28 protein-coding genes are annotated in these 25587 nt (G+C 65.2%); 19 read left to right on the plus strand and 9 right to left on the minus strand.

Annotated elements, in window-relative coordinates:
- Positions 1 to 143: 143 nt before the first annotated feature.
- The 3 genes from OXU42_01890 (at position 144) to OXU42_01900 (ending at position 1078) form a co-directional block, all read left to right on the plus strand.
- Positions 144 to 353, plus strand: a complete 210-nt coding sequence (locus OXU42_01890) for a type II toxin-antitoxin system VapB family antitoxin (GenBank protein MDE0028140.1) — start codon at positions 144 to 146, stop codon at positions 351 to 353.
- 77 nt (positions 354 to 430) lie between these two features.
- A complete protein-coding gene (locus OXU42_01895; protein MDE0028141.1) occupies positions 431 to 760 on the plus strand; it encodes a type II toxin-antitoxin system RelE/ParE family toxin in 330 nt (109 codons plus the stop codon).
- Positions 761 to 1078, plus strand: a complete 318-nt coding sequence (locus OXU42_01900) for a transcriptional regulator (GenBank protein ID MDE0028142.1) — start codon at positions 761 to 763, stop codon at positions 1076 to 1078. It begins immediately after the preceding gene.
- Between the two features lie 71 nt (positions 1079 to 1149).
- On the opposite strand, the gene OXU42_01905 is transcribed toward OXU42_01900, so the two are convergent.
- Together OXU42_01905 and OXU42_01910 are read right to left on the minus strand one after the other, a co-directional pair.
- Complete coding sequence (locus OXU42_01905; GenBank protein MDE0028143.1) at positions 1150 to 1596, minus strand: VOC family protein; 447 nt, start codon at positions 1594 to 1596, stop codon at positions 1150 to 1152.
- Positions 1597 to 1637: 41 nt separating this feature from the next.
- Positions 1638 to 2666 (minus strand): amidohydrolase family protein, encoded by a 1029-nt coding sequence (locus OXU42_01910; GenBank protein MDE0028144.1) that lies wholly within the window; start codon positions 2664 to 2666, stop codon positions 1638 to 1640.
- A gap of 174 nt (positions 2667 to 2840) precedes the next feature.
- Here OXU42_01910 and OXU42_01915 point away from each other — a divergent pair, with 174 nt between their 5' ends.
- The 4 genes from OXU42_01915 to OXU42_01930 all read left to right on the plus strand — a co-directional run bounded on the left by OXU42_01915 (position 2841) and on the right by OXU42_01930 (position 7374).
- Positions 2841 to 4094 (plus strand): M24 family metallopeptidase, encoded by a 1254-nt coding sequence (locus OXU42_01915; protein ID MDE0028145.1) that lies wholly within the window; start codon positions 2841 to 2843, stop codon positions 4092 to 4094.
- A 27-nt stretch (positions 4095 to 4121) separates the two neighbouring features.
- Positions 4122 to 5198 carry a hypothetical protein gene (locus OXU42_01920; protein MDE0028146.1) on the plus strand — a complete coding sequence of 359 codons (1077 nt, stop codon included), beginning with the start codon at positions 4122 to 4124 and terminating at the stop codon, positions 5196 to 5198.
- A 114-nt stretch (positions 5199 to 5312) separates the two neighbouring features.
- A complete protein-coding gene (locus OXU42_01925) occupies positions 5313 to 6323 on the plus strand; it encodes a hypothetical protein (protein ID MDE0028147.1) in 1011 nt (336 codons plus the stop codon).
- Positions 6324 to 6381: 58 nt separating this feature from the next.
- Positions 6382 to 7374 carry an aldo/keto reductase gene (locus OXU42_01930; protein MDE0028148.1) on the plus strand — a complete coding sequence of 331 codons (993 nt, stop codon included), beginning with the start codon at positions 6382 to 6384 and terminating at the stop codon, positions 7372 to 7374.
- 112 nt (positions 7375 to 7486) lie between these two features.
- Here OXU42_01930 and OXU42_01935 read toward each other — a convergent pair whose 3' ends face one another.
- From OXU42_01935 to OXU42_01950, 4 genes are all read right to left on the minus strand, one after another.
- On the minus strand, positions 7487 to 10033 hold the full coding sequence (locus OXU42_01935; protein MDE0028149.1) for an autotransporter domain-containing protein: 2547 nt from the start codon (positions 10031 to 10033) through the stop codon (positions 7487 to 7489).
- 137 nt (positions 10034 to 10170) lie between these two features.
- On the minus strand, positions 10171 to 11184 hold the full coding sequence (locus OXU42_01940) for an LLM class flavin-dependent oxidoreductase (GenBank protein MDE0028150.1): 1014 nt from the start codon (positions 11182 to 11184) through the stop codon (positions 10171 to 10173).
- A gap of 18 nt (positions 11185 to 11202) precedes the next feature.
- Complete coding sequence (locus tag OXU42_01945) at positions 11203 to 12198, minus strand: LLM class flavin-dependent oxidoreductase (protein ID MDE0028151.1); 996 nt, start codon at positions 12196 to 12198, stop codon at positions 11203 to 11205.
- Between the two features lie 222 nt (positions 12199 to 12420).
- A complete protein-coding gene (locus OXU42_01950; protein MDE0028152.1) occupies positions 12421 to 13353 on the minus strand; it encodes a fatty acid desaturase in 933 nt (310 codons plus the stop codon).
- Between the two features lie 88 nt (positions 13354 to 13441).
- Between OXU42_01950 and OXU42_01955 the strand changes: the two genes are divergently transcribed.
- The 7 genes from OXU42_01955 (at position 13442) to OXU42_01985 (ending at position 18725) form a co-directional block, all read left to right on the plus strand.
- Positions 13442 to 14434 (plus strand): ABC transporter substrate-binding protein, encoded by a 993-nt coding sequence (locus OXU42_01955; protein MDE0028153.1) that lies wholly within the window; start codon positions 13442 to 13444, stop codon positions 14432 to 14434.
- Positions 14435 to 14528: 94 nt separating this feature from the next.
- Positions 14529 to 15032, plus strand: a complete 504-nt coding sequence (locus OXU42_01960; protein MDE0028154.1) for a hypothetical protein — start codon at positions 14529 to 14531, stop codon at positions 15030 to 15032.
- A gap of 67 nt (positions 15033 to 15099) precedes the next feature.
- Positions 15100 to 16116: a TRAP transporter substrate-binding protein DctP gene (dctP, locus tag OXU42_01965; protein ID MDE0028155.1), complete on the plus strand. Its 1017-nt coding sequence runs from the start codon at positions 15100 to 15102 to the stop codon at positions 16114 to 16116.
- A gap of 82 nt (positions 16117 to 16198) precedes the next feature.
- Positions 16199 to 16714 (plus strand): TRAP transporter small permease, encoded by a 516-nt coding sequence (locus tag OXU42_01970; GenBank protein ID MDE0028156.1) that lies wholly within the window; start codon positions 16199 to 16201, stop codon positions 16712 to 16714.
- Positions 16715 to 16746: 32 nt separating this feature from the next.
- Positions 16747 to 18027 carry a TRAP transporter large permease subunit gene (locus OXU42_01975; protein MDE0028157.1) on the plus strand — a complete coding sequence of 427 codons (1281 nt, stop codon included), beginning with the start codon at positions 16747 to 16749 and terminating at the stop codon, positions 18025 to 18027.
- Positions 18028 to 18085: 58 nt separating this feature from the next.
- Positions 18086 to 18394, plus strand: coding sequence for a nucleotidyltransferase family protein (locus tag OXU42_01980; protein ID MDE0028158.1), 309 nt, complete (start codon positions 18086 to 18088; stop codon positions 18392 to 18394).
- The gene (locus tag OXU42_01985) at positions 18384 to 18725 is read left to right on the plus strand and encodes a DUF86 domain-containing protein (protein MDE0028159.1); all 342 of its coding nucleotides are present in this window, start codon (positions 18384 to 18386) and stop codon (positions 18723 to 18725) included. Before OXU42_01980 ends, OXU42_01985 begins: the two co-directional genes overlap by 11 nt.
- Positions 18726 to 18788: 63 nt before the next feature.
- Here the strand turns inward: OXU42_01985 and OXU42_01990 are convergent, their stop codons facing one another.
- Entirely contained in the window at positions 18789 to 19388 is a 600-nt protein-coding gene (locus tag OXU42_01990; protein ID MDE0028160.1) for a hypothetical protein, read from the minus strand.
- 50 nt (positions 19389 to 19438) lie between these two features.
- Entirely contained in the window at positions 19439 to 20431 is a 993-nt protein-coding gene (locus OXU42_01995) for an LLM class flavin-dependent oxidoreductase (GenBank protein ID MDE0028161.1), read from the minus strand.
- Positions 20432 to 20483: 52 nt separating this feature from the next.
- Here OXU42_01995 and OXU42_02000 point away from each other — a divergent pair, with 52 nt between their 5' ends.
- From OXU42_02000 to OXU42_02015, 4 genes are read left to right on the plus strand one after another with little or no spacing between them, the layout of a single operon-like run.
- On the plus strand, positions 20484 to 20918 hold the full coding sequence (locus OXU42_02000; protein MDE0028162.1) for a thiosulfate oxidation carrier protein SoxY: 435 nt from the start codon (positions 20484 to 20486) through the stop codon (positions 20916 to 20918).
- Positions 20919 to 20978: 60 nt separating this feature from the next.
- Positions 20979 to 21308 carry a thiosulfate oxidation carrier complex protein SoxZ gene (gene soxZ, locus OXU42_02005; protein MDE0028163.1) on the plus strand — a complete coding sequence of 110 codons (330 nt, stop codon included), beginning with the start codon at positions 20979 to 20981 and terminating at the stop codon, positions 21306 to 21308.
- A gap of 55 nt (positions 21309 to 21363) precedes the next feature.
- The gene (locus tag OXU42_02010; protein ID MDE0028164.1) at positions 21364 to 22047 is read left to right on the plus strand and encodes a c-type cytochrome; all 684 of its coding nucleotides are present in this window, start codon (positions 21364 to 21366) and stop codon (positions 22045 to 22047) included.
- A gap of 11 nt (positions 22048 to 22058) precedes the next feature.
- Complete coding sequence (locus OXU42_02015; protein ID MDE0028165.1) at positions 22059 to 23348, plus strand: NAD(P)/FAD-dependent oxidoreductase; 1290 nt, start codon at positions 22059 to 22061, stop codon at positions 23346 to 23348.
- A 35-nt stretch (positions 23349 to 23383) separates the two neighbouring features.
- Here OXU42_02015 and OXU42_02020 read toward each other — a convergent pair whose 3' ends face one another.
- Positions 23384 to 24418 carry a YeeE/YedE family protein gene (locus OXU42_02020; protein ID MDE0028166.1) on the minus strand — a complete coding sequence of 345 codons (1035 nt, stop codon included), beginning with the start codon at positions 24416 to 24418 and terminating at the stop codon, positions 23384 to 23386.
- Between the two features lie 119 nt (positions 24419 to 24537).
- Here OXU42_02020 and OXU42_02025 point away from each other — a divergent pair, with 119 nt between their 5' ends.
- Entirely contained in the window at positions 24538 to 25551 is a 1014-nt protein-coding gene (locus OXU42_02025; GenBank protein MDE0028167.1) for a DUF6282 family protein, read from the plus strand.
- Positions 25552 to 25587 lie beyond the last annotated feature (36 nt).

Below are 25587 nucleotides of genomic sequence, written 5' to 3' on the forward strand. Positions count from 1 at the left end.
ACCCTGCGCCCTTCGGGGCTCAGGGTCCCACTCCACAGCCGTATTCTCGGGTAACCCGTAGGTCGGATTGGCGAAGCGTAATCCGACGACCCACCTGCGCCAGTGATCGACAAATTGTTGGTCGAATGATACAAAATGGGCGCATGCCCAAGATCACCGTCGACCTTGATAAGCGTCTGATCCAGGAGGCGCGCCGCGTGCTCGGAACATCTTCCGTCGAAGAGACCATCGACGCCGCGTTACGCGAAGTCCTGTCCAGCAACGCCCGACGGCAAGAAGTCAGGGTGCTTGCAGAAATGGGCGGACTGGACCTCACCAACAAAGAGGTCATGGCGAAAGCCTGGCGTTCGTGAGTTGATCCACCAAGGTCTAGGCCCGCGGACTTGATTTCATCCCTCACCTTTGGTAACGTACAAGTTACCAATGGTAAATGACCCAGATCAAAGAATACATCGATACAGACGGGCGCAGCCGTTACGCCGAATGGTTTCAAAGCCTTGACGCGCGCGCTGCCGCGAAAGCCGCCACCGCGTTGGTGCGGATGGAGCAGGGGAACTTCTCGAGTGTCAAAGGCGTCGGGAGCGGAATCTTCGAATACCGTATGGACTTCGGTCCGGGCTATCGGATCTACTTCGGGAAAGACGGAACAGAATGGGTCATCCTGCTTGGCGGCGGAACGAAACGCCGGCAACCGAGGGATATCGAAACCGCCCGAAAGCTATGGCGAGAGTACAAGAAGCGTAAAACACGGGAGGACTAGATGGTCCTGACACGAGATTTCAAGGAAACCATCCGGGACCGCGTTGAACGGGACCCTGCGTTTCGGGAGGCACTCCTCACCGAGGGAATCGAATGCCTTCTCGCTGGCGAGGTAGACACTGGTAAGGCCGTCCTGCGCGACTACATCAACGCAACCATCGGCTTTCAGGAACTCGGCGGACTTACCGACAAATCTCCCAAGAGCCTACTGCGCATGTTCGGCCCTGGAGGCAACCCGCAAGCCCGTAACATGTTCGAGATCATCGGCCAGCTCCAGAAACATGAAGGGGTACAGCTAACGGTACAAGCAACCAGATAGATGCCCGAGTCGAGCTCGCTGCCTACTTCGTTGCCGTCACTCAACACGCAGATCGATGGCGCGCGAGTCAGTCAGATCAGATTAGCTAGAATCTCCTCGTCGGCGGCAGTGAGGTCCACCGGCTTGCGGAACGGTTGCGGCCAGTCGATGCCGGTAGGCCAGTAGACCTCCACGGTGTTGCCGTCGGGGTCGGAGAAATAGATGCCGATGGCGTTGCCGTGGCTGTTGACGTGCTGGATGGCGATGCCGCGTTCCACGAAGTCGCGGTGGAAGGCCTTCAACTCGGCGAGGCTCTCGCACCGGAAGGATATCTGCGAGACCACCTGCCCGTCTTCCCGGCCGGGGCGCAACTGCAGCTCGTGGTGCTCCTGGTGGCGCTCCTGGGCGGTCATGAACACGGTGCCGGTTTCGCTCTCGTCGCTGACGGTCAGGCCCAGCACGTCGCGGTAGAAGGCCTTGGAGCGCTCGATGTCGTGGACCAGCAGGCCCACGTGGCCCAATGATGAGACCTTCGGCATGATGGGTTTCCTCCTGTCGGCTTCCCTCCGGGCTGCTTCCGTCAGCCGTTGTAGAACCGCTCGGCGTTGGCGTAGAGCACCTTGTGCTTCTGCGTGTCCGAGAGGTCCTCGCGGGCGCTCAGCTCGTCGATGTCGCCGTAGAACTCGCCCTTGTGGCGCTCGTGAGGGTAATCGGAGGCGAAGAGGATGCGGTCCTCTCCCACGAGCTGCAGTACGGTGGGCAGGGTCCTCTCCTCCACCTCGCAACTGAAGTAGACGTTGCCGTCGCGCACGTAGTCACTGGGGCGCTTGGTCAGCACCGGGCACCAGCGCCTTCGCCGCTCGTAGTTCTCGTCCATGCGGTCCATCATGTAGGGCACCCAGCCGGCGCCCGCTTCCAGGAAGGCGAAGCGCAGGTCGGGAAAACGCTCAAACACGCCCTCGGTCATCATGTCGGTGAACTGGATGAGCTGGGACAACGGGTGTTCCAGCGTGTGGGTCTTGAAGAGGTTGTCGGAGTTGTCGATGCCGATGCGCTGGCTCACGGCGCCGTGGATGGCCAGGCAGCAGCCGAGCCGCTGGGCTTCCTCGTAGAGGGGGTCGAAGTCGCGGTGGCCGTAATGCTTGCCGGCGGCCGTGACCGACGGCAGCATGGCGCCGGGCATGCCCAGCTCGGTCACCGCGGCGCGAAGCTCGGTCACGGCTTCCGGTATGTTCTGGGCCGGGATCAGCGCCACCGCGCGCAGGCGCTCGCTGGCCTGCATGAACTTCGCGTGCACCCAGCGGTTGTAGGCCCGTGCGATGGCCGCGGCATAGTCCCGGTCCTGGATCATGCCGCTGGCGAGGCCCACCGACGGATACAGATAGGAGGTCTCGATGCCGCAGCGGTCGAGAAACTCCACCCAGCGCTCGGCGTTCGGATCGTCCTCCTCGGTCAGACGCGAGAAGCCGCGGACGAAGCCGTCCACGCTCGGAAACAGCGAGTAGACGGTCCAGGGCAGTTGGTTGTAGGGCGGCTCGAAGAACTCCTTGATCTCCGCGGGATGCTCCATCACGTGGCCGTCCGCATCGACGGCGCGGTAGTTGCTCATCTTCCCTCGTCTCCTTCCCGTGAACGCTGCCGCCGCTTGGGGCTTCCGCCCATCCTATTACCCCGGCCGAACCTTGACAAGGTCCGGCTCATGTGGCCATGTAGGGGCGGGTTTCCGACCCGCCCTCATCGGACAGACTCCTGGTTCCCGCGGCCACCAAAGGAGGTTTCTTTCATGGCACCGCAGTACGCATCCAAGCTCATCTACGGCAACGAGGTATCGGACTGGCAGGAGCGTCTCAACACCGACCGCATGCGCCGGGAGCGGGCCGAGCGGGCCAAGCGGATCATGCGCGAGCACGGCATACCGGCGCTGCTGGAAGCCAACTCCGCGAACATCCGCTACCTCACCGGCCTCAAGGGGTTCAACTATCCCATGTGCCGCTACACGTTGTTCTTCGCCGACCACGACCCGGTGATGTACGAGCACAGCGGCCACTTCCACCAGATGCCGGACCAGGCGCCCTGGATCACCGAGTGGCGGCCGGCGCGTGCATGGCTGACCGCGGCCTGCGGCATCGAGGCGGCCAAGGACGAGGCCCGGCAGTTCGCCGCCGACATCCACGACGAGCTCAAGAGCCGCGGGCTCCTGAACGAGAAGATCGGCTTCAGCGCCTTCGACGGCATCGCCCGGGAGGCCCTCACCAACGCCGGCGTCAAGAACCTGGTGGACTTCAGCCTGGTGATGAAGGAGATCCGCAAGATCAAGACCGCCGACGAGATCGATTGCCTCAAGACCGCCGCCGCCATCGTGGAGGGCGTCTGGTACAGCATCTGGGAGAACGCCAAGCCGGGCGTCCGCGACACCCAGCTCTCGGGCGTCGCCACCAAGGCAGGCTACGACATGGGCGCGGAGTCGGCGCCGCCGGGAGGCTGGCGCTCCGGGCCCAGCACCTTCGACCGCGGCTTCCATCAGTCCAGCCGGCTGTTGCAAACGGGCGACCTCTTATACGGCTCGCTCTGCGGCCTCACCTACCAGGGCTACGCCACCTGCACCTACCGGACCTTCATCGTGGGCAGGAAGCCCAACGCCAAGGAACTGGACTGGTACAAGCGCGTCAAGGACAGCATCGACGGCGTCATCGACGCCATCAAGCCCGGCGCCACCACCGCCGATGCCGCCAAGCACTTCCCGCCGGCGTCGAGCTGGGGCTACGACGAGGAGTGCGAGGTGCTGGCCAGCGAGATCGGCCACGGTATCGGTCTCACCCAGGGAAGCACCAACTACGACATCCCGATCATCAACCGCCAGTGGTCGCTGAACTACCCGCAGGTGTTCGAGGAGGGCATGACCATCGCCATCGAGAGCCGAGAGGGCGAGACCCGCGTGGGCGGCGTGCGGCTGGAGAACATGGTGGTGGTGACCAAGGACGGCGCCGAGATCATGGACCACTTCCCGCGGGAGGAGATTCTGGTGGCGCCGCGCTAGATCGGAAACGCAAAGGAGGAGAGAACGATGGGTGATTCACTCCGCTATTACGTGGCGTTCAACGGCGGGCTCACCGTCTACGAGGACCACGGCGGTGGACTCGAGACGTGCGCCGAACATTTTCCCGGGCAGACCGTGGACGGCCTGGGGGCCTGCAGGACCCGGCCCGAGCGCGTTTTCGCCGCCGTGCCCTTCGACGGCGCTTACCGCACCGACGACGCGGGCAGGAGTTGGAAGAAGGTCCTCGACGGCGACACCCGCTGCTTCGCGGTGGACCCCCACGACGACCGCGTTGTCTATGCCGGCCTCGGTCCAGTGCAGCTCATGCGCAGCGAGGACGGCGGCGACACCTGGGAAAACCTGGAAAGCCTGCAGCAGATGCCCGAGGAGGTCCGGAACCAATGGTGCGTTCCGGGGCCGTACGTCGGCATTCAGTTCCCCCACGTCTGCAACATTTTGATCCATCCGGACGACCCGGACCTGCTCCTGTTGACGCTGGAACATGGCGGCGTCGTGCGCAGCGAGGACCGGGGCAAGACCTGGGAGGACGCCAGCAGCGGCATCGACTACCTCGACATGCACCACATCTACAACTACCCGGGAAGCAAGGACCGCTATTACGTGTCGTGCGCCCGGGGCTTCTTCCGCAGCGACGACCGCGGGCGGCAGTGGCGCCGGGTCGAGGACGGCATGCCGTGGGGCTACACCGAGAAGTACAGCTACACCCACGACTGGTTCTTCCTGCCGGGCGACACGCCGCGGATGATGGTGTGCGGCGGGCGCGGCTCCCCCGGGGTCTGGCGCGGCGAGAGCACCCATCCCCACGGGGTGATCATGCTGAGCGATGACGAAGGCGCGTCCTGGCGCACCGCCACCAACGGTCTGGCCGAGATGATGCCGTATATGCCGTGGACGCTGCAGCGCCACCCTGAAGATGCCAACACGGTGTTCGCCGCCATGGGAGACGGCTCGCGCGGCTTCGGCTTCGACCCCAAGGACCGGGGCCTTGGCGCCCTCTACGTCACCCGCGACCGCGGCGACTCCTGGGAACCGGTGCTGGCGGAGATTCCGTCCGTGCTCACCGCCTGCGTGACGGCGCAGTAGTTCACAAACTGCGTCGGACCGGGACGGACCGCTGGACGCCGTCCGTTCCCGGTCCGACCGACACCCGCTGAAACCGCCTACCCCGGACGTCCACGTCAACCCGGACTTACTCACATGAAGAAGCTTCAACTCAGCCTCGTCTCCGCCAGATACGAACGCATCGCCCCTCTCCTCGACGGCACCATCCCCGTGGAAGGTGTCGACTTGGTCTGGACCCACTCGAATCCGTCCGAGACCTTCTGGCGGCAGCTCAGGTTCGGCGAGTTCGAGGTCGCCGAGATGTCCATGTCCTCCCTGCTCATCGCCAAGTCGCGGGGGCACGACATGGTGGCCATCCCCGTGTTCCCGTCGCGCCGCTTCATGCACCTGGCGCTTTACGTCCACAAGGAGTCCGGCATCGAGCACGCGAGCGAACTGGCGGGCAAGCGCATCGGCGTGGGCGAGTACCAGCAGACCGCGGCGCTGTGGACCCGGGGCACCCTGGAGCACGACTTCGGCGTTTCCCAGTACGGCGTGGACTGGTACATGGAGCGTAGCGAGGAGTTGAGCCACGGCGGCGCCACCGGTTTTACCCCGCCGGAGGGAATCCGCTTCCACCGCATCCCCAAGGACAAGAGCCTGATCTCCATGCTGGTGGACCGGGAGCTCGATACGGCCATGATTCTGAGCGCCTTCCACGCCGAGCGCAACGTCATCGACCGCTCCACCCACAATCGCCGCGAGGGTGACGCCGAAGCCGTGCGGCCGCTGTTTCCGGACATGATGGCGGAGGGCCGGCGCTACGTGGAGGACCACGGCTTCGTGCCCATCAACCACTGCTACGTGATCCGCGGCGACGTGCACGAGAAGCACCCCTGGCTCGCCTTCAACCTCTACGCGGCCTTCGCCAAGGCCAAGGAGCACTGGCTGCAACAACTACCACAGGCCATTCCTTCGGACCTCTTCTTCGGTCCGCAGTACCTGGAGCAGACCCGCGCCGCCGTCGGCCGGGATCCCTTCCCCTACGGCATCCGGGACAACGCCGCCATGCTGGAGACCCTCATCGACTACTCGTTCGAGCAGAAGCTCACCTCGAGGAAGCTCGCGCTGGAGGAGGTCTTCGCGCCCAGCACGCTGGATCTGTAGGGCGCCCGGACACGGGCACACCGGAACGCGCGACTCACCGGCAGCGCAGGATCATCCCATGGAAACCGCCATCTTCGGCAATACCGGCGAGAGACTATCGCGCATCGGACTCGGCTGCTTCTCCATGTCGGGGGCGTACGGCGCGGCCGATGACGCGGAATCCATCGCTACGATCCAGCGGGCCATCGATCTCGGCGTCACGCTGCTGGATACTTCCGCCAGCTACGGCCAGGGGCACAACCACCGGCTCATCGGCCAAGCCCTCAAGGGCGGGAAGCGCGACAAGGTCTTCATCCACTCCAAGACCGGCACCATCCGCGCCAACGACGGCGCGTCGGTAGCCCAAGGCAGCGGCACGCCCGACCGGTTGCGCGAGATCTGCGAGACCAGCCTCGGGAATCTCGGCATCGAGACGCTGGATGCGTTCTGCCTGTCCCGCGTGGATCCCACCGTACCCATCGAAGAGTCGGTGGGCGCCATGGCCAGGCTGGTGGAGGACGGCAAGACACGCTTCATCAGCCTGTCTGAAGCCGCGCCCGGCACCCTGCGCCGAGCCATGAAGGTGCATCCACTGGTGTCGCTGCAGTACGAGTACTCACTGTGGACCCGGGACGTTGAAGGTGGGCACCTCCAAGCGTGCGACGAGCTGGGACTGGGGTTGATGGCCTACGCGCCGCTCGGATACGGCTTCCTGGCCGGGACGGTGGGCGGCCGCGGCGCGCTGGAGGACGGCGACACGCGCCACAAGTTCCCGCGCTTCTCGGACGAGAATGCCGCCGCCAACCGAGCGCGTGTGGCGGCCATCCGCAGGGTCGCCGGCACCCACGGGGCGACGCCGGCCCAGATCTGCATCGCCTGGGTGCTGGCGCAGGGCGGCAACGTGTTTCCCATCCCCGGCTGCAAGCGCCGCACCCACCTGGAGGAGAACCTCAAGGCCCTGGACGTCACACTCACGGCCGAGGACCTCGCCGCTCTGGACGCCGCGTTCCCGCCGGGCGCGGCCGCGGGCGACCGCTATCCGCCCGACGGCATGGCGCGGGTCAACCTATAGAACGATAACAACCGCGGCAACCGCCCGTCTCCCGAAAAGCCGCGGCCGGACACACTGTCAAGGGAAAAGGCTTGCCCCTCCCGCTTCTTCCCGGCACGGCAAGCCGCGAGTGCTACCAACTTAGGTGGCCGCTCAGCATGACGCCGTGGTTGGCGCCACCGCGCACCGGATTGCTGTGCATTCCTTCCAGGGTCATCGTGACCGACGACCCCATCTTGAACTGCCCGCCCAGACTCAGCCGCCGTGACCCTGCGCCGGAGAGCGACACGTCGCTGTAGGGCGTCAGCACCCCCCGGCCGCCCCACGAGGTGCCGAATCCATAGGCGATCCGCGCATGGACGCGCCCCGTTTGATCGTCGGCCGCCAGGCCGGTGACCCCGGTGTTCCACAACCGTTGCACGCCGCCCGCTGTCTGGCCCCAGGCCGGCCGCAGGCTCAGCGCAAACCCAAGACCCGCCTCGCCCGGGTCAAGCCGCACCAACCCGCTCACGCCCCACTCCTCGTAGTCGCCACTATGGGCGAACAGCATCCGGGCCCGGCCTTCCAGCGTCAGCCCCAATGCCGTGTCGGCAAAGCGCAGCCCGCCCCCGGTCTCGACGCTGCCGCCCGTGTCGCCGTCCCCGCCGTCGTAGCGCATGCCCACCTCGATGGACGGCGTGAACGTCGCCCCCGAGTCAAGCTTCCGCTCGTGCACCCCTTCCAACATCAGGCGCTGGCGGCTGACACTCAACGTCGTGCTCTCAAGAGTCCCGGAGCCGTCGATATCGGCCCACGAGAACGCGGTCTCGCCTTTCAGACGCAGGCTCGTGGTCCCGCCTCCGATCACCTCATCGCTGGATACTAGAGGTCCGTTCACCCCGGCCGCCACCATCCGCTGTGTCAGGTCGCTCGCCTGCGTGCCCCCCGAATCGTCGATCGCCACCTCGCCCCAGCCATACCCCACCGTGGCCCACAGGTTCATGCCCCCCGGGGACTGCCAGCCCACGTACGGGTTGACGCTGGTTACCGTGGTCTCGGACTCGCCCTTCGCCCGAGAGGCCGAGTAATCCACCGTTCCTCGCGCCCACGCCAACGACAGCCCCGCCAGCAAGTCGTCGCTCAGCCTGGTGTCGACCCCGAGGTTGGCGCTCAACACGTTGCCATCGTAGTCCATGGTCTCCGGCTTGCCGCCGGAGAAGTTGCGGTAGTCGCCGCCTCCCCAGAAAGCCAAGTTGCCCAGCAGGCCACCCGTGCCCATCGCGTTGAGCGGCAGGGTGAAGGACGAACCCGCGAGCAGACGGCCGAGGTCGAACGTGCCGTTCTGCAGCGCCCGCGCGTTCGTCAGGAGAACATCGGAGAACTTCGAGGTGCCGCCGAGGGTGAATCCCTTGGCCGCCTCGGTGTCGGCGGTCACCCGCTGGATACGGCGGGATACGGCATCAACCGTGCTGGCGGTCATGGCCCGCATGACCTGGGGCAGCACGGACTTGACGGCCGTGCTCTGGCGCGCGGCGACCACATTGGGTGAGCTCTGGTAAAATCCTGACCCGATGATGAAGTCTACGTCTCTTCCGCTTCCCGGGATTTGGCCGGAGAACTGGCGCGCGTAACCCACCTTGGGGATGTCGGCGCTGTCGGTGTCGTCAGTGGGATCGTCCAGGTAATACTCCACGAAGCCCCCTTCGGGGCTGTCTTTCGCCGCGTCGAGAACTTGCTGTAGAATAAGTTCCCCGGTCACGACGTCTCGTTGACGCGGTATCAGAGGCCGCAACTCGTATCTGTCCGGATTCGCTCCGTGAAACAGGATTACGTTGGTGGTGAGGTCCAGGACGTAGAGATATACGTTACCATGTCTCCAGGGCCCGTTCGGATCCCGCAGAGCGATCCTGGCTTTCGAGGAATCGGCGACGTTACCCGACGTTTGGAGTCGGAGCACGTACTCCCCCGCTTGCGTGACGAAGGCCTTCAAGGTCTTGCGGTCCACCACGTCCTGCGCCGTAGTGGCCGGGTCGCCATAATCGATTGATTCATCAACCAAGTGAGGGGTGTCGAGATCGAATCCGACGAGCTGCACGAACGGAACCCTGAAGTTGCCCGACAAATATACGGCGGCATAGCCGGAGGCACCGGGAAAGCCGGGTACGTCGAATGCGCCACCATTTCCGGATGCGGCTGCACGGAAGGCGGCCAGAGCGGTGACAGGGTCGGTCAGGACGGTCAGGTCGATTCCCAATGCCTGAAGAATCGCCAGATAAATCCCTTGGTTAAGTTGCCCACCCGACAATGCCATATTCTTTGCGTGAACGAACACCCTGCCGTCGACTGTCAGTGTCACAACGTAGGTAGCACCGGAATACCAAAAGCTCCCCTCCTGCCTGAGGAGACAACCGATGTACAACGATGCTTCCGTAGACACGTCTGTCCGTCCGAACTGATCTCTCGCGGCCAGCGCGAAGTCGTCCAGGAGGCCGGGATCGGCTGCCGCCCCTTGCGCCGTAGTGCTGGGTGCGAGCGCGTCGAAGTCGACGCCGGTCGGCGGGGAGCCACAAGGTTGCGCCCAGTCAGGCAACCCATCCGACTGCGCCAAGGCGGAACGGCCATCGGAAAAGACCCCGGCCAATGCGAACAGGCTGACAAAGAGAATCATGCATGCCTTGGTGAACAGTTTTCCGGTGTTCATTGGCGGTGCTCCTCGTTGGAATTCCCGAAATAGAAAGTTGCGCTCTCGCTATATCACAAGTTCCACTTCTGGCAACACAACCAGCCAGGAACCCACGCGGTGCATCAACGGTTGCCAGATGTGATAGCGCCACCGCGCTACCGGAACGCCGGCATGACTTCGTGCGCGAAGAGGCGCATGGACTTCTTCACTTCCTCGTGCGGGAGTCCGCCGAAGTTGAAGTTGTGGGTGAGGGTGTCGAAGTGGTAGTGGCGCGAGGCGTGCTTGATGATCTCGATGCACTGCTCCGGCGTGCCGTAGAGGTTGCGGCCGGTTTCCAGCATGCCCTTCCAGTCGTAGACGAAACCCGGTGGAGGCGGCGCCTTGCGCTGGATCCTTGAGATGGCCTCGTAGCGGTCGATGGCCTTCTCTCCGGTCTCCCGGGCGATCATGGCGTTCTCGTTGACGTAGGTGCGCAGGTGGTACTGGCAGTGGTAGTCCGCCGGGTCGCGGCCCGTTGCCGCCAAGCCCTCGCGCCAGGCCTGCACCCCCGCGCCCACCTTGTCGGGCGGATGGGGATGGCCGACGGTCATGATGTGGTAGCCGTTCCGCCCGGCCCACCCCAGTCCCTCCGGCGAGGTACCCGCCACCCAGGTGAGCGGCAGCGGCTGCTGCACGGGCCGGGGGTAGAGCGTGATCTCCTCGAACTTCCAGAACTCCCCTTCGTGGCTGAAGCGCTCCTGGGTCCACGCCTTGACGATGATGTCATGCGCCTCCTGGTAGCGCGCCCGTCCTTCCTCCTGCGGCGTCTCGAAGACGCGGTAGTCCAGCGCCGTATTGCCCAGCCCGATGCCGAACTCCAGCCGGCCGCCGGAAATGGCGTCCACCATGGCGTAATCCTCGGCCACCTGCAGCGGGTGACGCACGCTCAAGATGGCAATGCACGGACCCAGGCGGATGCGCGACGTACGGGTAGCGGCGGCCGCCAGCATCACCGCCGGATTGGCGACGAGGCCACCGTAACCCAGGAAGTGGTGCTCGTTGAACATGAAGCACTCGAACCCCAGCTCTTCGGCCAGCTCGATCTGCTCCAGCATCTGCCGGTAGTAGACCTCGTAGGGCGGGTCCAGGTCCGGAAAGTAGGTGGAGAGGATATTGACGTAGAATCGCATAGGCTTGGAGTCACAGCGCTACGCTCCGAACGCCGGCATCACCTTCTCGGCCAAAGCCTCCACGGTCTCCTCGTACACGCGTCGCGCGGGTGTCAGCATGACGCCGCCGACGCCGGCATCCGCCAACTCCTCCAGGCGCTCGATGCACTCCCTGGGGGTGCCGGCGATGGCGAAGCGGCGCACGAGATAGTCGGTGATCAACGCCGGGTCGGAGCGTTCTTCCATGGGCTTGGACTGGTCGAAGGCCCCCATGAACTTCCGGATGCTCTCCATCTCTTCCTCGGGCACGGTCTCAAGGGTGGACTGGAAGTTGTGGTGCGCCCGGTTGGCGAGGCGGCGGCGCACGATTTGGCGCGCCTCGTCGCCGTCGTCCTTGATGCACACCATGCCGCAGGCCAAGGTGGCGATCTCGTCGGGCGAGCGTCCGGCCTCGGCGGCGCCCTCGGCGATGCGCGTAAGCGCCCAGCTCACCGCGCGGGGCTCCACGCCACTCCCGAGGAAGACGCCGTCGGCCACCCGTCCCGCCAGCCGCAGGCCCTTGGGTCCCTCCATGGACAGGTACACGGGCGTCGGCAGCATGCGGTAGTTCACGCTCACGCGGTTGTTCGGGGTCACCAGCTCGCCGCCCTGGAGGACGTTGCGGATGGTGCGTACGCCCTCCTCGAACTCCTTCAGCCGGGTGGCCCTCCGGCCCATGGCATACACCGGGCCGTCGCCGGTGCCGAGGCCGAGCACCGCGCGGCCGTCGGAGATGTCGCTCAGGGTCGCGGCCGAGCCCGCCAAAACGGTGGGGTCCTGGTAGACCATGTTGGTGACGGCCGTGCCGAGCTTCAAACGATTCGTGGCCACCGCGCAACAGGCCAGGATCTGGAACGGTTCCGGGGTGCTGAGCTGGCTGCACCCGAGGTAGATGCCCTCGAAGCCGAGCTGCTCCGCGCGCACCACGCGCTCGCGGATCCGCGCCGCTTCCTTCAGGCCGCCGTTGGGACTGTGAAGACTGAACTGCATCTGCATGGATGACCCCTTCCGTTCGAGGCTGTACCTTGCGGATTCCGCCGCACTTTGAAATGCTTCGTCCGATTCCGTGGACGTCGCTGCACGTGCACCGCAGCATAACCGCTGGAAAGGACCGGTGCCAAACGGCGTCATCCGGGGCAAGGTGGGTGCAAGATCACTGTTCGGGGACCACCGGAGGACGATCGCGGGACTACGCAGGGTTTGGACGTCATCCCGCCGTCACGCCCCGCCGCGCAGGGCGGCGGCGGTGGCGGCCCGGGTTGCGGCGGTGTATCCGTTGGCCGTGACGGTCAGATGGTCCCGAAGAACGTCGTGGAACGCCGGCAACCTATGGAACGGCACGGCCGGATAGGCATGGTGCTCGACGTGGAAGGGCATGTTCCAGGCGATGAAGCGCACCGGCATCGTCGTCAGAGTCGTGCGCGTGTTATCCAGCATGTTGGGCACGTGCGGGCACCCGGTGTGCTCGGCCAGCAGGTAGATGCGCAGAAAAGGCTCGCCCAGAAGCACGGGCAAGAGCCACAACCACAACAGCACCGCGTTGCCGAAGAGGATCGAGACACCTGCCGCCACGACGTAGATCGCGAGGAACCACCGGGCTTCCCGCGCCACCTGGGCGCGGGCCGGTGGCGGAACGAAGGCGTCGCGGTTCAAGCCGGCGGCGTTGACGGCGAGCGTGCGCAACTGGCCGGTCCAATAGGGACCGCCAGCAAGATGCCAGGCGAGACCGGCCTTCGACCGCGGCAGCGGCCGAGCCAGCTCCGGGTCGCGGACCGGATCATGGGTGTAGCGGTGGTGGTCCATGTGGAAATGTTGAAACCAGACCGGCGGCAGCAGACGGACGACTCCGGCGCCCCAAGCCGCGGCCGCGTTGAGCCCGGCGCTGCGGAACGGCGTCTTGTGCACCGCCTCGTGCTGCAGGCAGAACAGGAAGACCAGCAGGATACCGTGAAGCGGCAGCAGGACCGGCCACCCAGGCGCCTCGAACGCGATGAGGGAACCGGTCACCCCGAGCGCCCCCAGATGGCCCGAGAGGTGGAGAAGGCCCTTGACATCGGAACGCTGCAGCAGGTCGAGCCGCTGCTCGCGGCTCAACCGTCCGACGAGTTCGTGATGATCCGGCACTTGGCGCGACGATTCGGCTACGGCCATCGATCCCTGCCCGATGCATCGGCCTTTCGGCGGCGATGCCCCCGATCCTGAATGGTTTCGTCTTGAACCTACCACGGAGGAAACGACCTTGGGAAATCTTTCATTGACCCTGGCCACCGGGCCGTACGACCGCGTCGAAGCCATCGCCAAGGGCGAGGTACGGCCCGAGGGCATCGACGTCACCTGCCTGCAGATCCAGTCGCCGCCGGAGATCTTCACCCGCATGATGAAGACCCGGGCCTTCGACCTGTGCGAGATGTCGCTGTCCACCTATCTCACCCGGCGCGCGCGCGGATCGTTCCCGTTCATCGCGCTGCCGGTGTTCCCGTCGCGGCTCTTCCGCCACGCGTACGTGTACGTCAACCGCGAACAGGGCATCACCGAACCCGCGGACATCAACGGCAAGCGCGTGGGCGTGCAGGAGTACGGCCAGACCGCGGCCGTGTGGATCCGTGGCATCCTGCAGCACCGGCACGGCGTCGACCTGTCCAGCATCCGCTGGGTCGAGGGCGGGGTCAACGCGCCGCGGCCGCCGGACGGCGAGGTGGACCTGAGGCCGTTGGGCGACCTGGATCTCGAGCCGGCCCCGGCGGACAAGTCCATCAACGACCTGCTGGCGGAGGGCGCCATCGCCGCGTATCTCGGTGCCCGGCAGCCGGATTCGCTGGGCAAGAATCCGGCCGTCGGCAGGCTTTTCCCGGACTACCGCCGGGCCGAACGGGAGTACTTCCAGGCCACCGGCATCTTTCCCATCATGCACACCATCGTCATGCGCGAGGAGCTTCATGAACGGCACCCGTGGATCGCCGAGAGCATGTTCAAGGCCTTCCAGGCGGCCAAGGCATGGGTGCTGAAGCACATGAGCTTCACCGGCGCCATGCTGTACATGGTCCCGTGGCTCAACGCCGAGGTGGACGAGATCCGGGAGCTTTTCGGCGGCGACCCCTACCCTTACGGGGTGGAGGCCAATCGGGCCAACCTTGAGACGTTCATGCAGTACCTCGTGGAGCAAGGGTTCGTGGCGGAGCCCAGGCCCGCCCTGGAGGACCTGTTCACGCCCATCGTGGGGTGGACGGAGTAGCTTGACACCATCGCAAGGGAAAGCGTAGAAGGGTTCCATCACTGCGAATTCTCGGGGAAATGTCCCGAAGTACATTGTCAGGAGGAGTCGTATCATGAGCCATACGTTGGAACAGTTCGCGGCAGAGTGTCATCGCATTCTCAAGGCGGAGCCCGGCCCCGAGGGGCGCGAGAAGGTGGTCGCGCTGGTCGCAGAGGTCTGCAAGGACGATGAATTCATTGCCGAGCACATCGAGGAGGAGCAGCCGGAGCGGAAGGTGATCTACGAGGACGAGGAACTCGGCTTCTGCATCCTCGCGCACCACAACAAGGGGGCCAAGGGCAGCAATCCCCACGACCATGGTCCGGCGTGGGCCATCTACGGCCAGGCCTCGGGCGAGACCGAGATGACCGACTGGGAGAAGATCGAGCCCGCAAGCGACGGGAAGAAGGGCAAGGCCCGCAAGCTGCGCACCTATACCCTCAAGCGCGGCATGGCCCACCTGTACAACGAAGGGGACCTCCACTCGCCCTGGCGCGCCGACACCACCAAGCTGATCCGCATCGAGGGCAGGAACATGGAGAAGGTGAAGCGCTACCCCTACGAGGCGATCTCATAACCGTATCGTCCGATACGGCACATCCATTCCGGGGAAGCGTTCCCCGGCAGCACACCGGAGGTGACCGATGCGTATGAAGTCCCTGACGAGAGTCTCGGTGCTGGCTCTGTTGCTCGCCGTCCCCCTGTGGACCATAACCGCCGCCACGCCGGCGGACGCCAAGGAGGTGGTGATCCGCGCCATCGCGGCGTGGCCGCTGAGCTGCAACTGCGACCTGATGTACAAGAAGTACATTGAGCGCGTAAACGAAAAGGGCAAGGGCGTGGTGCAGATCCGCCTCCTGGGCGGACCCGAGGTGGCCCCCGCATTCGAGCAGCTTCAGGCCCTGCGCACCGGCATCGCGGACATGACGCACTCGGCGGGCGCGTACTACGTGGGCGAGACCATTGAGGCCGCGGCCATGTACCTTATCGCGCCGACCAATCTGAAGCGCTACCTGGAGGCCTTGCGCAACAGCGGCGCCCTCGACATCATCAACGAAGCCTACGCCAAGAAGTCCTCCGTCCGCTTCGTCGGCATCACCGTGGGCGGCACCGGTTTCCGCTTCCTCATGGCCAAGCCCATCGACAGCCTGGACGGTCTCAAGGGCAAACGCATCCGGGCCTCCGGTGCCCAGGACGCCCGCGCCATCCAGTTTCTCGGAGGGTCGCCGCAGACCATCCCGGCCAACGAGCTCTACACGGCGCTCCAGCGCGGCGTCGTGGACGGCGCCTACCGAGCCCCCGACGATGCCTGGAGCTTCGGCGAACGGGACGTCTACAAGGCGATGATCGCCACGCCCATCCAACTCTCGCCGGGCGGCATCTATGTCGCAACGCGCGCTTGGGACAAGTGGCCGGATGCCGTGAAGACGTTGCTCACGGACACGTCCCGCGCGATGGAGGCGGAGGTGCTCAACTACTACCACCAGTCCGACCAGAACTCGATCAAGAAGCTGCAAGCCAACGGCATGAAGATCATCGAAGTGGACGACGCGGCGAAGAAGCGCCTTGCCGACGCCCGCAACGCCTACTGGGCGGATCTGCTCAAGCAATCGCCGGACTTCGGAGCGCGGCTCCAGAAGGCCCTGGCGCCCTACAACTGATCCGGGCGCACCGGACGTGAACGCGGCGGCCGCCGGTCCGTGTGATGCGACGGACCGGCGGCTGCCGCTCACGACTCACCCCATGTTGCAAAACCTGAGCCTCGCCTTCGACAAGGCGAACCGTGTGCTCAGTACCGTCTCTGCCGCCTTCGTGGTGGTGATGACGGTGTCCATTCTGTACGACGTCTTTGCCCGCCTCATCTTCCACGCGCCTACGATCTGGGTCATCGACATGAACGAATACCTGTTGGTGTACCTCACGTTCGTTCCGGCCGCCTGGATCCTCATGAACGACCATCACGTAAAGGTCGAGCTCCTGACCGTGCGTCTCGAACCGGCGAAGCAACGCCGGCTGCGGGTCGTAACGGACATCCTGGGACTGATCTACTGCGCGGTGCTGACGTGGCAGGCGTGGGCGGTGGCGTGGCACGCGTTCGAGAACGGCTACCGCTTCTCCACCGCCCTCAACTTCCCGAAGTTCCCGGTTCTGGTCATCATCCCCATCGGTGCCGCGTGGCTAGGTCTGGGCTTCGTATTCCGAATCCTTGCCGGGGAGCGTGGGCGCACCGACATCACACCCGGGGAAGGAGGCGTCTGATTTTCCTCGAGTGGTGGATCGTTCTGGTTATCATGTTCGGCGCCCTCATCGTGCTGATGGCGTCGGGCATCCCCATCGCGTTCGCGTTCGGCGTGCTGAACATCGTTTTCCTGTACGTGTTGGTAGGACCGGGAGCGCTCCAGGCGGTGGCCCTCAGCAGCTTCACGAGCGTCGGCACCTTCGCGTTCATCGCCCTGCCCCTGTTCGTGCTGATGGGCGAGCTGGTGCTCCATTCCGGGCTTGCCGCCCTCGCCATCACGTCCATCGGCAAGTGGCTCGGCAAGATGCCCGGCCGCCTCGCGGTGCTGGCGGTGCTGGCCGGCACGGCCTTTGGAGCGGGCAGCGGTTCGAGCATGGCCAGTTCCGCAACCCTGGGCACGATCCTGGTCCCGGAAATGCGCAAGCAGGGCTACGACACGGGCCTGGCCGTGGGCACCCTGGCCACCTCGGGCGGGCTTGCCGTGCTCATCCCGCCCAGCGCGCTCATGGTGATCTTCGGCGGCATCAGCCAGCTTTCGGTGGGCGACCTGCTCATCGGCGGCATCCTGCCGGGACTGCTGCTGGCGTCGCTGCTCTTCGGCTACATCGTCATCGCCTGCACCATCTGGCCGCAACTGGCCCCCGCGGTGGAAGTCGAGAAGGTGTCCTGGGGCGAGCGCATGGTCGCGCTCAAGTACTTCCTGCCGCTGGTGGTTCTCGTGCTGGTGGTGCTGGGGTCGATCTTCATGGGCATCGCCACCCCCAGCGAGTCCGCCGCCATGGGCGTGGCCGGGGCCTTCTGCCTGGGTCTGGCCTACCGGCGCCTGTCGTGGGCGATCCTGAAGGCGTCGCTGCTCGGGACCGTGGAGGTCTCCGGTTTCGCCCTCCTCATCGTCACCAGCGCCACCGCTTTCAGCCAGATCCTGGCGCACTCCGGCGCCGCCATGGGCCTCTCCACCTTTGCCACCGAACTGGCGGTGTCCCAGTGGATCATCATCGCCAGCATGCAGATCGTGATCCTCATCATGGGCGCGTTCATGGAGCCCATCTCCATCATGCTCATCACCGTGCCGATCTTCTTCCCGGTGATCCGCTCCCTCGGCCTCGACCCCCTGTGGTTCGCCATCGTCACCATGGTGAACATCGAGCTGTCCCTCATCACCCCGCCCTTCGGCATGAACCTCTTCGTCTTGAAGGGCGTCTCCCCGCCCGACGTCACACTCGGCGCCATCTATCGCGGCGTCGTCCCCTTCGTCCTCATCAACATCATCGCCCTCGCCCTGGTGATGATGTTCCCGCCGATCGCAATCTGGTTGCCGGGTTTGATGCGGTAGGGCTCTTCAGTTTGCTTCGCCGGGTTCCTTACGCCTATTATTGCGGTAGGTGGATAGGATGAACGCAAGTCTCGACATCCCAAGTGCACGGCTCGCTGAGTTCTGCCGTGCCAACGGCATCGTGAGCCTCGCCATCTTCGGCTCGGCATTACGCGATGATTTCGGACCTGGGAGTGACGTCGACCTGCTGGTCGAGTTTGCGCCCGGCCGCACGCCCGGTCTCCGTTTCGTAGACATCGCTGACGAGTTGTCCGACCTGTTCGGCAGGCCCGTAGACGTGGTAACGCGCTCAGCAGTAGAGCGAAGCCCGAACTTCATCCGGCGTAGAGCAATCCTCGAATCCGCCCAGGTTGTCTATGCGGGGTGATGACGCCTACCTGCTCGACATGCTGGTGGCGGCACGCAAGGCCGTCGCTTTCGCGGCGGAACTCACCTATCAGCGGTTCGCTCGCAGCGAGCTTCACCAGAACGCAATCCTCAAGACGTTAGAGGTGGTCGGCGAAGCCGCCTCACGGGTAAGTGAGGATTTCAAAACGGCACATCCAGAAATTCCTTGGCGCCAAATCGTCGGATTCCGCAACCGCATCGTCCACGTCTATTTCGAGATTGACCTCGGCATTGTCTGGCGCGTTGTACAGGACGATTTACCGGTGTTGATCTCACGACTAGAGATCTTTGTGCCGACGGGAACCGAATGACGATCCGACGAAAGGCAATTCTCGATTCTGCCAAGGTCGTCTATTGAGACGCGACGACGCCTGCTAGGCCGAAGCCAAAGCATCCATGTAACCGTCGCAACCAGAAAAGTACCCAAACGCACCGTCCATAACGTCCTTCAAAGTCTGTAAATCCACTCTATCCTGAATGACAGGAAGTGGGTTACCCTTGGTATCGCAAGGATAGCGGTGGGAGGATGAATCGCGATCTACTTTCGCGAATTGCGCGACAATACTCTCCACGACAGAATCGGTCTGCTCCGGATCATCTATGCCGAATTCATTGAGGACCTTTTTGAATTGACCCCAAAGTCTAGTGAGATCATGTGTGTTCCAGTCCGGCGGGCAACCGACGTGTACTCCATAAGTGTTGACGATGTACTTGAGCTGGAGTTCCAAGCAATGCCTGTAAAGGAACATGATAGGGAAAACGAGACAGTTGGCCTCACGCCAATCCTTGAGGCATCGATCGACCAAGGCCTCGGCCGCCCTTTTGTAACCTTCCATCATGAGGACGAACCGCGAAAAATCGTCTTCAGCAATCGAAGCGGTGATTCCTCCATAGTTTGCAAGAGGATCATCACCAGGTCGGGGCCAGCGAAATTCCTGCTCCAAGATTCGCTCGAAGTTGATCTGGTCTCCCATAGATCGTTCGCCTTTCTCCTTTGTGAACACTATCGTGGGCTCGTATCCAGCTAACTTCTCCCCTCAACCTTCGGCAGCACCTCCTCCACCATCATCGCCATGGACTCCAGGATGCTGGCCTGGTCGAGGCCGGCGAAGTTCATGGAGAAGATGATGTAGTTGGTGCCGGTGTCGGCGATCTCCTCGATCTGCTCGAGGCAGCGGGCGGGGCCGCCGACCATGAGCATGCGGCCCTGGTCGAGCTCGTCGTAGCCGCGGGGGCGCACGGACTTGCGCGCCTCGTAGTAGCGGCTCATGGCGGGGCGGGCGCGGCGCCGGGCGGCGTCGTCGGATTCGGCCACGTGGGTGTGGATGGTCTGGCCGACGTCGAAGGCGGCGGGGTCGTGGCCGTTCTGGCTCAGGGTTTCCTTGTAGCCGCTCACCTTCCGTTTGACCTCGGCCATGTCCTTGCAGCTCGCGAAGGGGATGCCGAGGATGGGATAGCCGCGCTCGCCGGCCACTTGGTAAGAGCCCGGGCTCAGGGCGGCGAAGTACACCGGCGGCAACGGTCTCTGGACCGGCTGCACGTTCAGGGACACGTCGTCGATTTGGTGGAACCGTCCCTGGTAGGACACCCTGCCCTCGCGCCAGGCCATCTCGACGACTTCCAGGCTTTCCACCAGCAGGTCGCGGTTGTCCTCCTTGACGCCGAAGCCGACGAGTTCGGGCGGGGTGCCGCGCCCGACGCCGAAGTCGAGCCGGCCGCCGCTCAGCACGTCGATCATGGCGTATTCCTCGGCCGTCAGCACGGGGTCGCGGTAGGGCAGCAACGCCACCGCGACGCCCAGGCGGATAGTGTCGGTGCACGTGGCCGCGGCGGACATCATCACGGTGGGCGACGGGATGACGCCGTGGAAATCGAAGTGGTGCTCGCCGAACCAGAAGCACTCGTAGCCCAGGGACTCGCCGTAGCGGACCTGCTCCAGCATCCGCTCGTAGTAGGCCTTGAGGTCGAGCCGAAGCTCCGGGTCGTCGTCGCCGATGATGAAAAGACCGAATTTCATGGGGGCCTCTTTCGCTGCGGGTTTCGAGCGTCTACTATAGGAGGCCATGGAAATGAACGCTACACGGAGGGACGTCCTTTCCCTCGCCGCCGCCGGGCTGACAGCACTGGCGGCCGGCATGACCGGTTTCCTCCCCGTACGCCCCGCCCGGGCCGCAAATGAGACCCAGCTCGCCATCGCGCTGTTCACCAAGGGCGCGCTGCCGCTGGAAGGCGGGGTCCGCATCGAAGCGCCGGAGATTGCCGACAACGGCGGCGCGGTGCCTGTCCAGGTCTCGGCCGAGGGCGCGCGGCGCATCGCGTTGTTCGCGGACGGCAACCCGAGCCCCGGTGTCGTCGTGTTCACGTTCGGGAAGTGGGTCAAGACCGCGGCGTCGACACGTATCCGGCTGGCCGGGAGCCAGAAGCTGATCGCCGTGGCGGAAATGGCCGACGGCACGTTCCGCACGACTTCCCGCGCGATCAAGGTGACGGCGGGCGGTTGCTGATGACCCGACGATGGCGTGATTCGTAAGCTTGTTCGTGACGCAGCAAAGCAGGTGAACGGAATGCAGAAACCCAGGCCGCGGGTGAAGCTGCCGAAGTCGGTGTCCAAGGGTGTCCCCTTCACCGTCAGGACCCGCATCACCCATCCCATGCACACCGGGCTCCGCCACGGCCGCGACGGAAAGCCCATCCCCCGGCGGATCATCAACCGCTTCGTGGTACGCTACAACGGCGAGGAGGCGATCTCCGTCGACCTCGAACGCGCGGTGTCCGCCGACCCGTACTTCAGCTTCGAGATGGCTGTCCAGGAGTCGGGCGACATTGAATTCGAATGGGTCGATGACGACGGCTCAGTTTACCGCCTCGGCAGGCGGGTCGAGGTCAAGTCGTGACCTCCCCGCATCCCCGCACCGTATGACGCGCTTCACGAAACCCGCGGGTTTCGCGATGCTCGCGTTCGCTCTTCCCTTCCTTCTTCTCGCCACCGGAGCCCGGGCGGCGGACGCTGAGCGCGGCAAGGCGCTCTACCAGCAGTGCAAACGCTGCCACCAGGCCGGCCGCGGCGCGAAGCACCGCATCGGCCCGCACCTGAACGAACTGTTCGGCCGCCGCGCCGGTTCGCTCCCGGATTTCCGCTACTCTTCGGCCATGCGCAAGGCCGGGGCGGGTGGCCTGGTCTGGACCGAGGCGACGCTGGACGCATTCGTGGCCAACCCGCGAAAGACGGTGCCGCGGTCGCGCATGAGCTACGACGGCATGGCGGCGGCGGGCGACCGGGCGGATCTCGTGGCGTGGCTGCGCTCCCTTTCCGGCTCCCGGCTCCCGGCAGCGGAACCGACCATGACCGCCGCCGAATACGGGCTCGACCCACGCCTCCTCACGATTGCCGGAGACATCGAGTACGGCGCCTACCTCGGAAGCGAGTGCGTCACGTGCCACCATGCCGACGGAGCCCAGCAGGGCATTCCCTCCATTGTTGGTTGGCCGGTCGAGGACTTCGTGATAACTCTACAGGCGTACAAGCATGGCAAACGGCCGCATGAGGCCATGCAGACCATCGCCAAGCGTTTGTCAGACGAGGAGATCGCCTCGCTGGCCGCGTACTTTGCGAAGCCGGCGGACGGTCCTTAACGGAGGGGACCATGGCAAAGAAGAAAATTGAAAACCGCGGCATGAGCCGCCGGCGCTTCCTGGCGTCGACCGCCGCCACATCGGCGGCGTTGTGGGCATCTCCCATCCTCGGGCAGGGCCGCCCGCGGGTGGTGGTGATCGGCGGCGGCGCCGGCGGGGCCACGGCCGCGCGCTACATCGCCAAGGACTCGAAGGGCGCCATCGACGTGACGCTGGTGGAGCCCAGCCGGCACTATTACTCGTGTTTCTTCTCGAACCTCTACCTTGGAGGTTTCCGCACCTTCGCGTCCATCGGACACACCTACGGGACCCTGGCGTCGGCGTACGGAATCAACGTGGTCCACGACTGGGCCGTCTCCGTGGACCGCGACAAGAAGACGGTCGGGCTCGCCGGCGGCGGCCGCCTTGCCTACGACCGGCTGGTCCTGTCCCCCGGCATCGACTTCCGTGAGCGGTCGGTGCGCGGCTGGGACCTGTCGCAGCAGAACCGCATGCCCCACGCCTACAAGGCAGGCTCGCAGACGCAGCTTCTCAAGGCGCAGGTGGCGGCCATGCGGCAGGGCGGCGTCTATTGCATGGTGGCGCCGCCAAACCCGTTCCGCTGCCCACCGGGACCGTATGAACGGATCTCCATGGTCGCCCACACGCTGAAGCAGTCCAATCCGACGGCCAAGATCCTGATCGTCGATCCCAAGCCCAAGTTCTCCAAGCAGGGGCTCTTCGAAGAGGGCTGGCAGCGCCACTACCCGGGCATGATCGAGCGCGTCGGCCCCGACTTCGGCGGGGACAAGGTCGAGGTACGGCCCGGCTCCATGGAAGTGGTGATCGACGGCGAGGTCACCAAGGTGGACGTCTGCAACGTGATTCCGGCGCAGCAGGCGGGGCGCATCGCCGCGGTGGCCGGGGTCACCAACGACGCGGGCTGGGCGCCGGTGGTGCCGCATACGATGCAGAGCCGGGCGGACGAGAACATCCACGTGCTCGGCGACGCGTCCCAGCAGGGAGACATGCCCAAGTCCGGGTTCTCCGCCAACAGCCAGGCCAAGGTGTGCGCCATGGCGGTACGCGGCGCACTCACCGGCTCGAAGGTTTTCCCGGCGCGCTTCCGCAACACATGCTGGTCGCTGATCGCCACCGACGACGGCGTCAAGGTCGGCGCCAACTACCAGGCCACGGACGAAAAGATCGCCTCCACGGGTGGCTTCATTTCGAAGACCGGAGAGAGCGCCGAGGTGCGCAAGGCGACCTACGAGGAGTCGCTCGGCTGGTATGCGGCCTTTTCCAAGGACCTTTTCGGCTGATCCGCGCGGTATCGAGGGCCGGCGCGGACAGGCCGCTAGGACGCGGCCCGCGCCGGCCCTTCGTCAAGAAGCCTCCCCACGATCCTGGCCGACACCGCCATGGCTGCAAGTGCCAAAACCGCGGCGATGCTCCCGGTGGACACGCCCGACAATCCGGCCCCTACCGTGCACCCGCCCGCCAGGACCCCGCCCGTCCCCATCAACGCCGCGCCCGCCATGTAGCGGCCGGTCTGGCGCGCCCCTTCCAGGCTGGTCCAGCGGAACTCGCCCGCGCAAGCCGACGCCGCAATGCTGCCGGCGACCACGCCGGCGGCAAGGCCCGTTCCGAAGCCCGCGGGAACGGCGGTGGCCGCCATGGTCCAGAACAAGGTGTCGGCCACGGGCCCGGTGAAGCTCAGGGACTGGAGCGGCACGGGGTCGAAGTCGTCCAAGAGAACGAAACCGGTGCCGACCCAACCCAGCGGCACCAGCAGGCCGATCACGGCGCCCATCGCCAGGTGGCGCGGCGCGGCGCCGGAACGGAACGCCACGATGGCAGCGGCGAGCACCAGACCCCAAGCCCACACTGGGCCGCCAGGCAGGGCCGTCAACGCCACCCTGCCGCCGGGATCCAGGGTCAACCCCGCGAGCGCCGAGCGCAGCGGCGCCAGCACCCCCTTCATCATCGCGTAGGCGACCACCGCGAAAACCACCAGTACGAGGGCCGAGCGCAGGTTGCCGGAACCGGTGAGCACCGCGAGCCGGGAGGCGCAACCGCCGCTGAGCACCATGCCGGCGCCGAACAAGGCGCCGCCCACGAGGACCGCGACCACCGGAAGGTCCGGGGCCAGGAACCGGTGCGCGTCGAAGGAGATCAACCCCGCGACCGACGCCCCTTGGGTGCCGGCAATGGCCACGGCCAGCCCCATGGCCCAGACGCCCAGCGCCGGCAGGCATTCGCTCCATTCTCCCACCAGGCTGCGGCGCAGGCAGAAGCGGCTGCGCTGCGCCAGCACGCCGTAGACGGCGCCGAGCGCAAGGCCCAGCACCACCGACGCCTGAAGCGGCGTGAGAAGCTCGAATCCGTCCATGCCCTCCTCTTCCGTTCCGAGTTTCGAGGGTCTACTATGGACCTGAATCACGGCGCGCGGCAAGCCGGTTCCGGCGGCCGTACACGGCGCGCCTCCACCGCCAGAGAAGGGAGAACCCGATGAGCGACAACGTGGTCTCGACTCCGACCCAGGAACGGTGCGTCACCTCCTACGCCGCGCGTACCCAGTACAAGCCCGGCGTGGTCCATCCCGGCCACATCAAGGTCAAGGACGCCATCGACATTCATTGCCACGCCCACGCCGGCCAGCAGGACGCTCTGGACTTGGTGAAAAAGGCGTCCCGGGCCGAGATGAAGGGGATTCTCTTCAAGTCCATCGTCGGCAAGGCGGGGACGGCGGTCCGCGAGCTGCAGGCCAAGCTCGACGGCTGGGCCGCCGAAGAGGGCGCAACCCCGGTGGCACTGTTCGCGGGCTTCGTGTGCGGGCGGAACGACGACCCGGTGTCCGCGGAACTCGCCGAGAAGGCCATCGACGACGGCGTCGTCGCCCTGTGGCTGCCGGTGTTCAACCACGCCAACACCATGCACATCGTGGGCAGCCGGCGGGAGCTCATCGAGCACGACATGAACGCCCAGGGGTGGCTTGGTCCCCTGTCCTGGGAGAAGGCCCTGGAGCACGGCCGCTACAACCTTGACGAGTCGGGCGAGCTGAAGCCCGAGATCAAGGACATCATCCGCTTGTGCGTGGAGCGGGACGTGGCGCTATTCTTTGGCCACCCCACCCACAAGGAAATCTTCAAGATCGCCGAGGAGGCGCACCGGGTCGGGCTCCGGCGGCTGGTCATCGACCATCCCTACAGCCCCTTCCTCGACGTGTCCGTGGAGCAGATGAAGGAGTTGGCGCCGCTGGGGGTGCTGTTCAACTTCACCTTCGACGAGCTGTCGCCGCTCCTCGGGGTCGATCCCCAGATCATGTACAACACCATCCGCGAGGTGGGCGTCGAGCACTTCGCGCTGTCCAGTGACGCCGGTGAACCCCTGTTCCCGGACTCCGTGGAAGCCATGCGCCTTATCCGCGGCTACATGGAGGCCTTCGGCATGAACGAGGACGAGCTGTACACGCTCTGCACCCGCAACCCGGCGCGGATCGTGGGCATGGAGGTCGCCGGCTAGCTGCTGGACCGGACCGACCGGGAACGCAGGGGCGAC

The sequence above is a fragment of the Deltaproteobacteria bacterium genome (genome assembly GCA_028818775.1).
Classification (GTDB): domain Bacteria; phylum Desulfobacterota; class Binatia; order UBA9968; family JAJDTQ01; genus JAJDTQ01.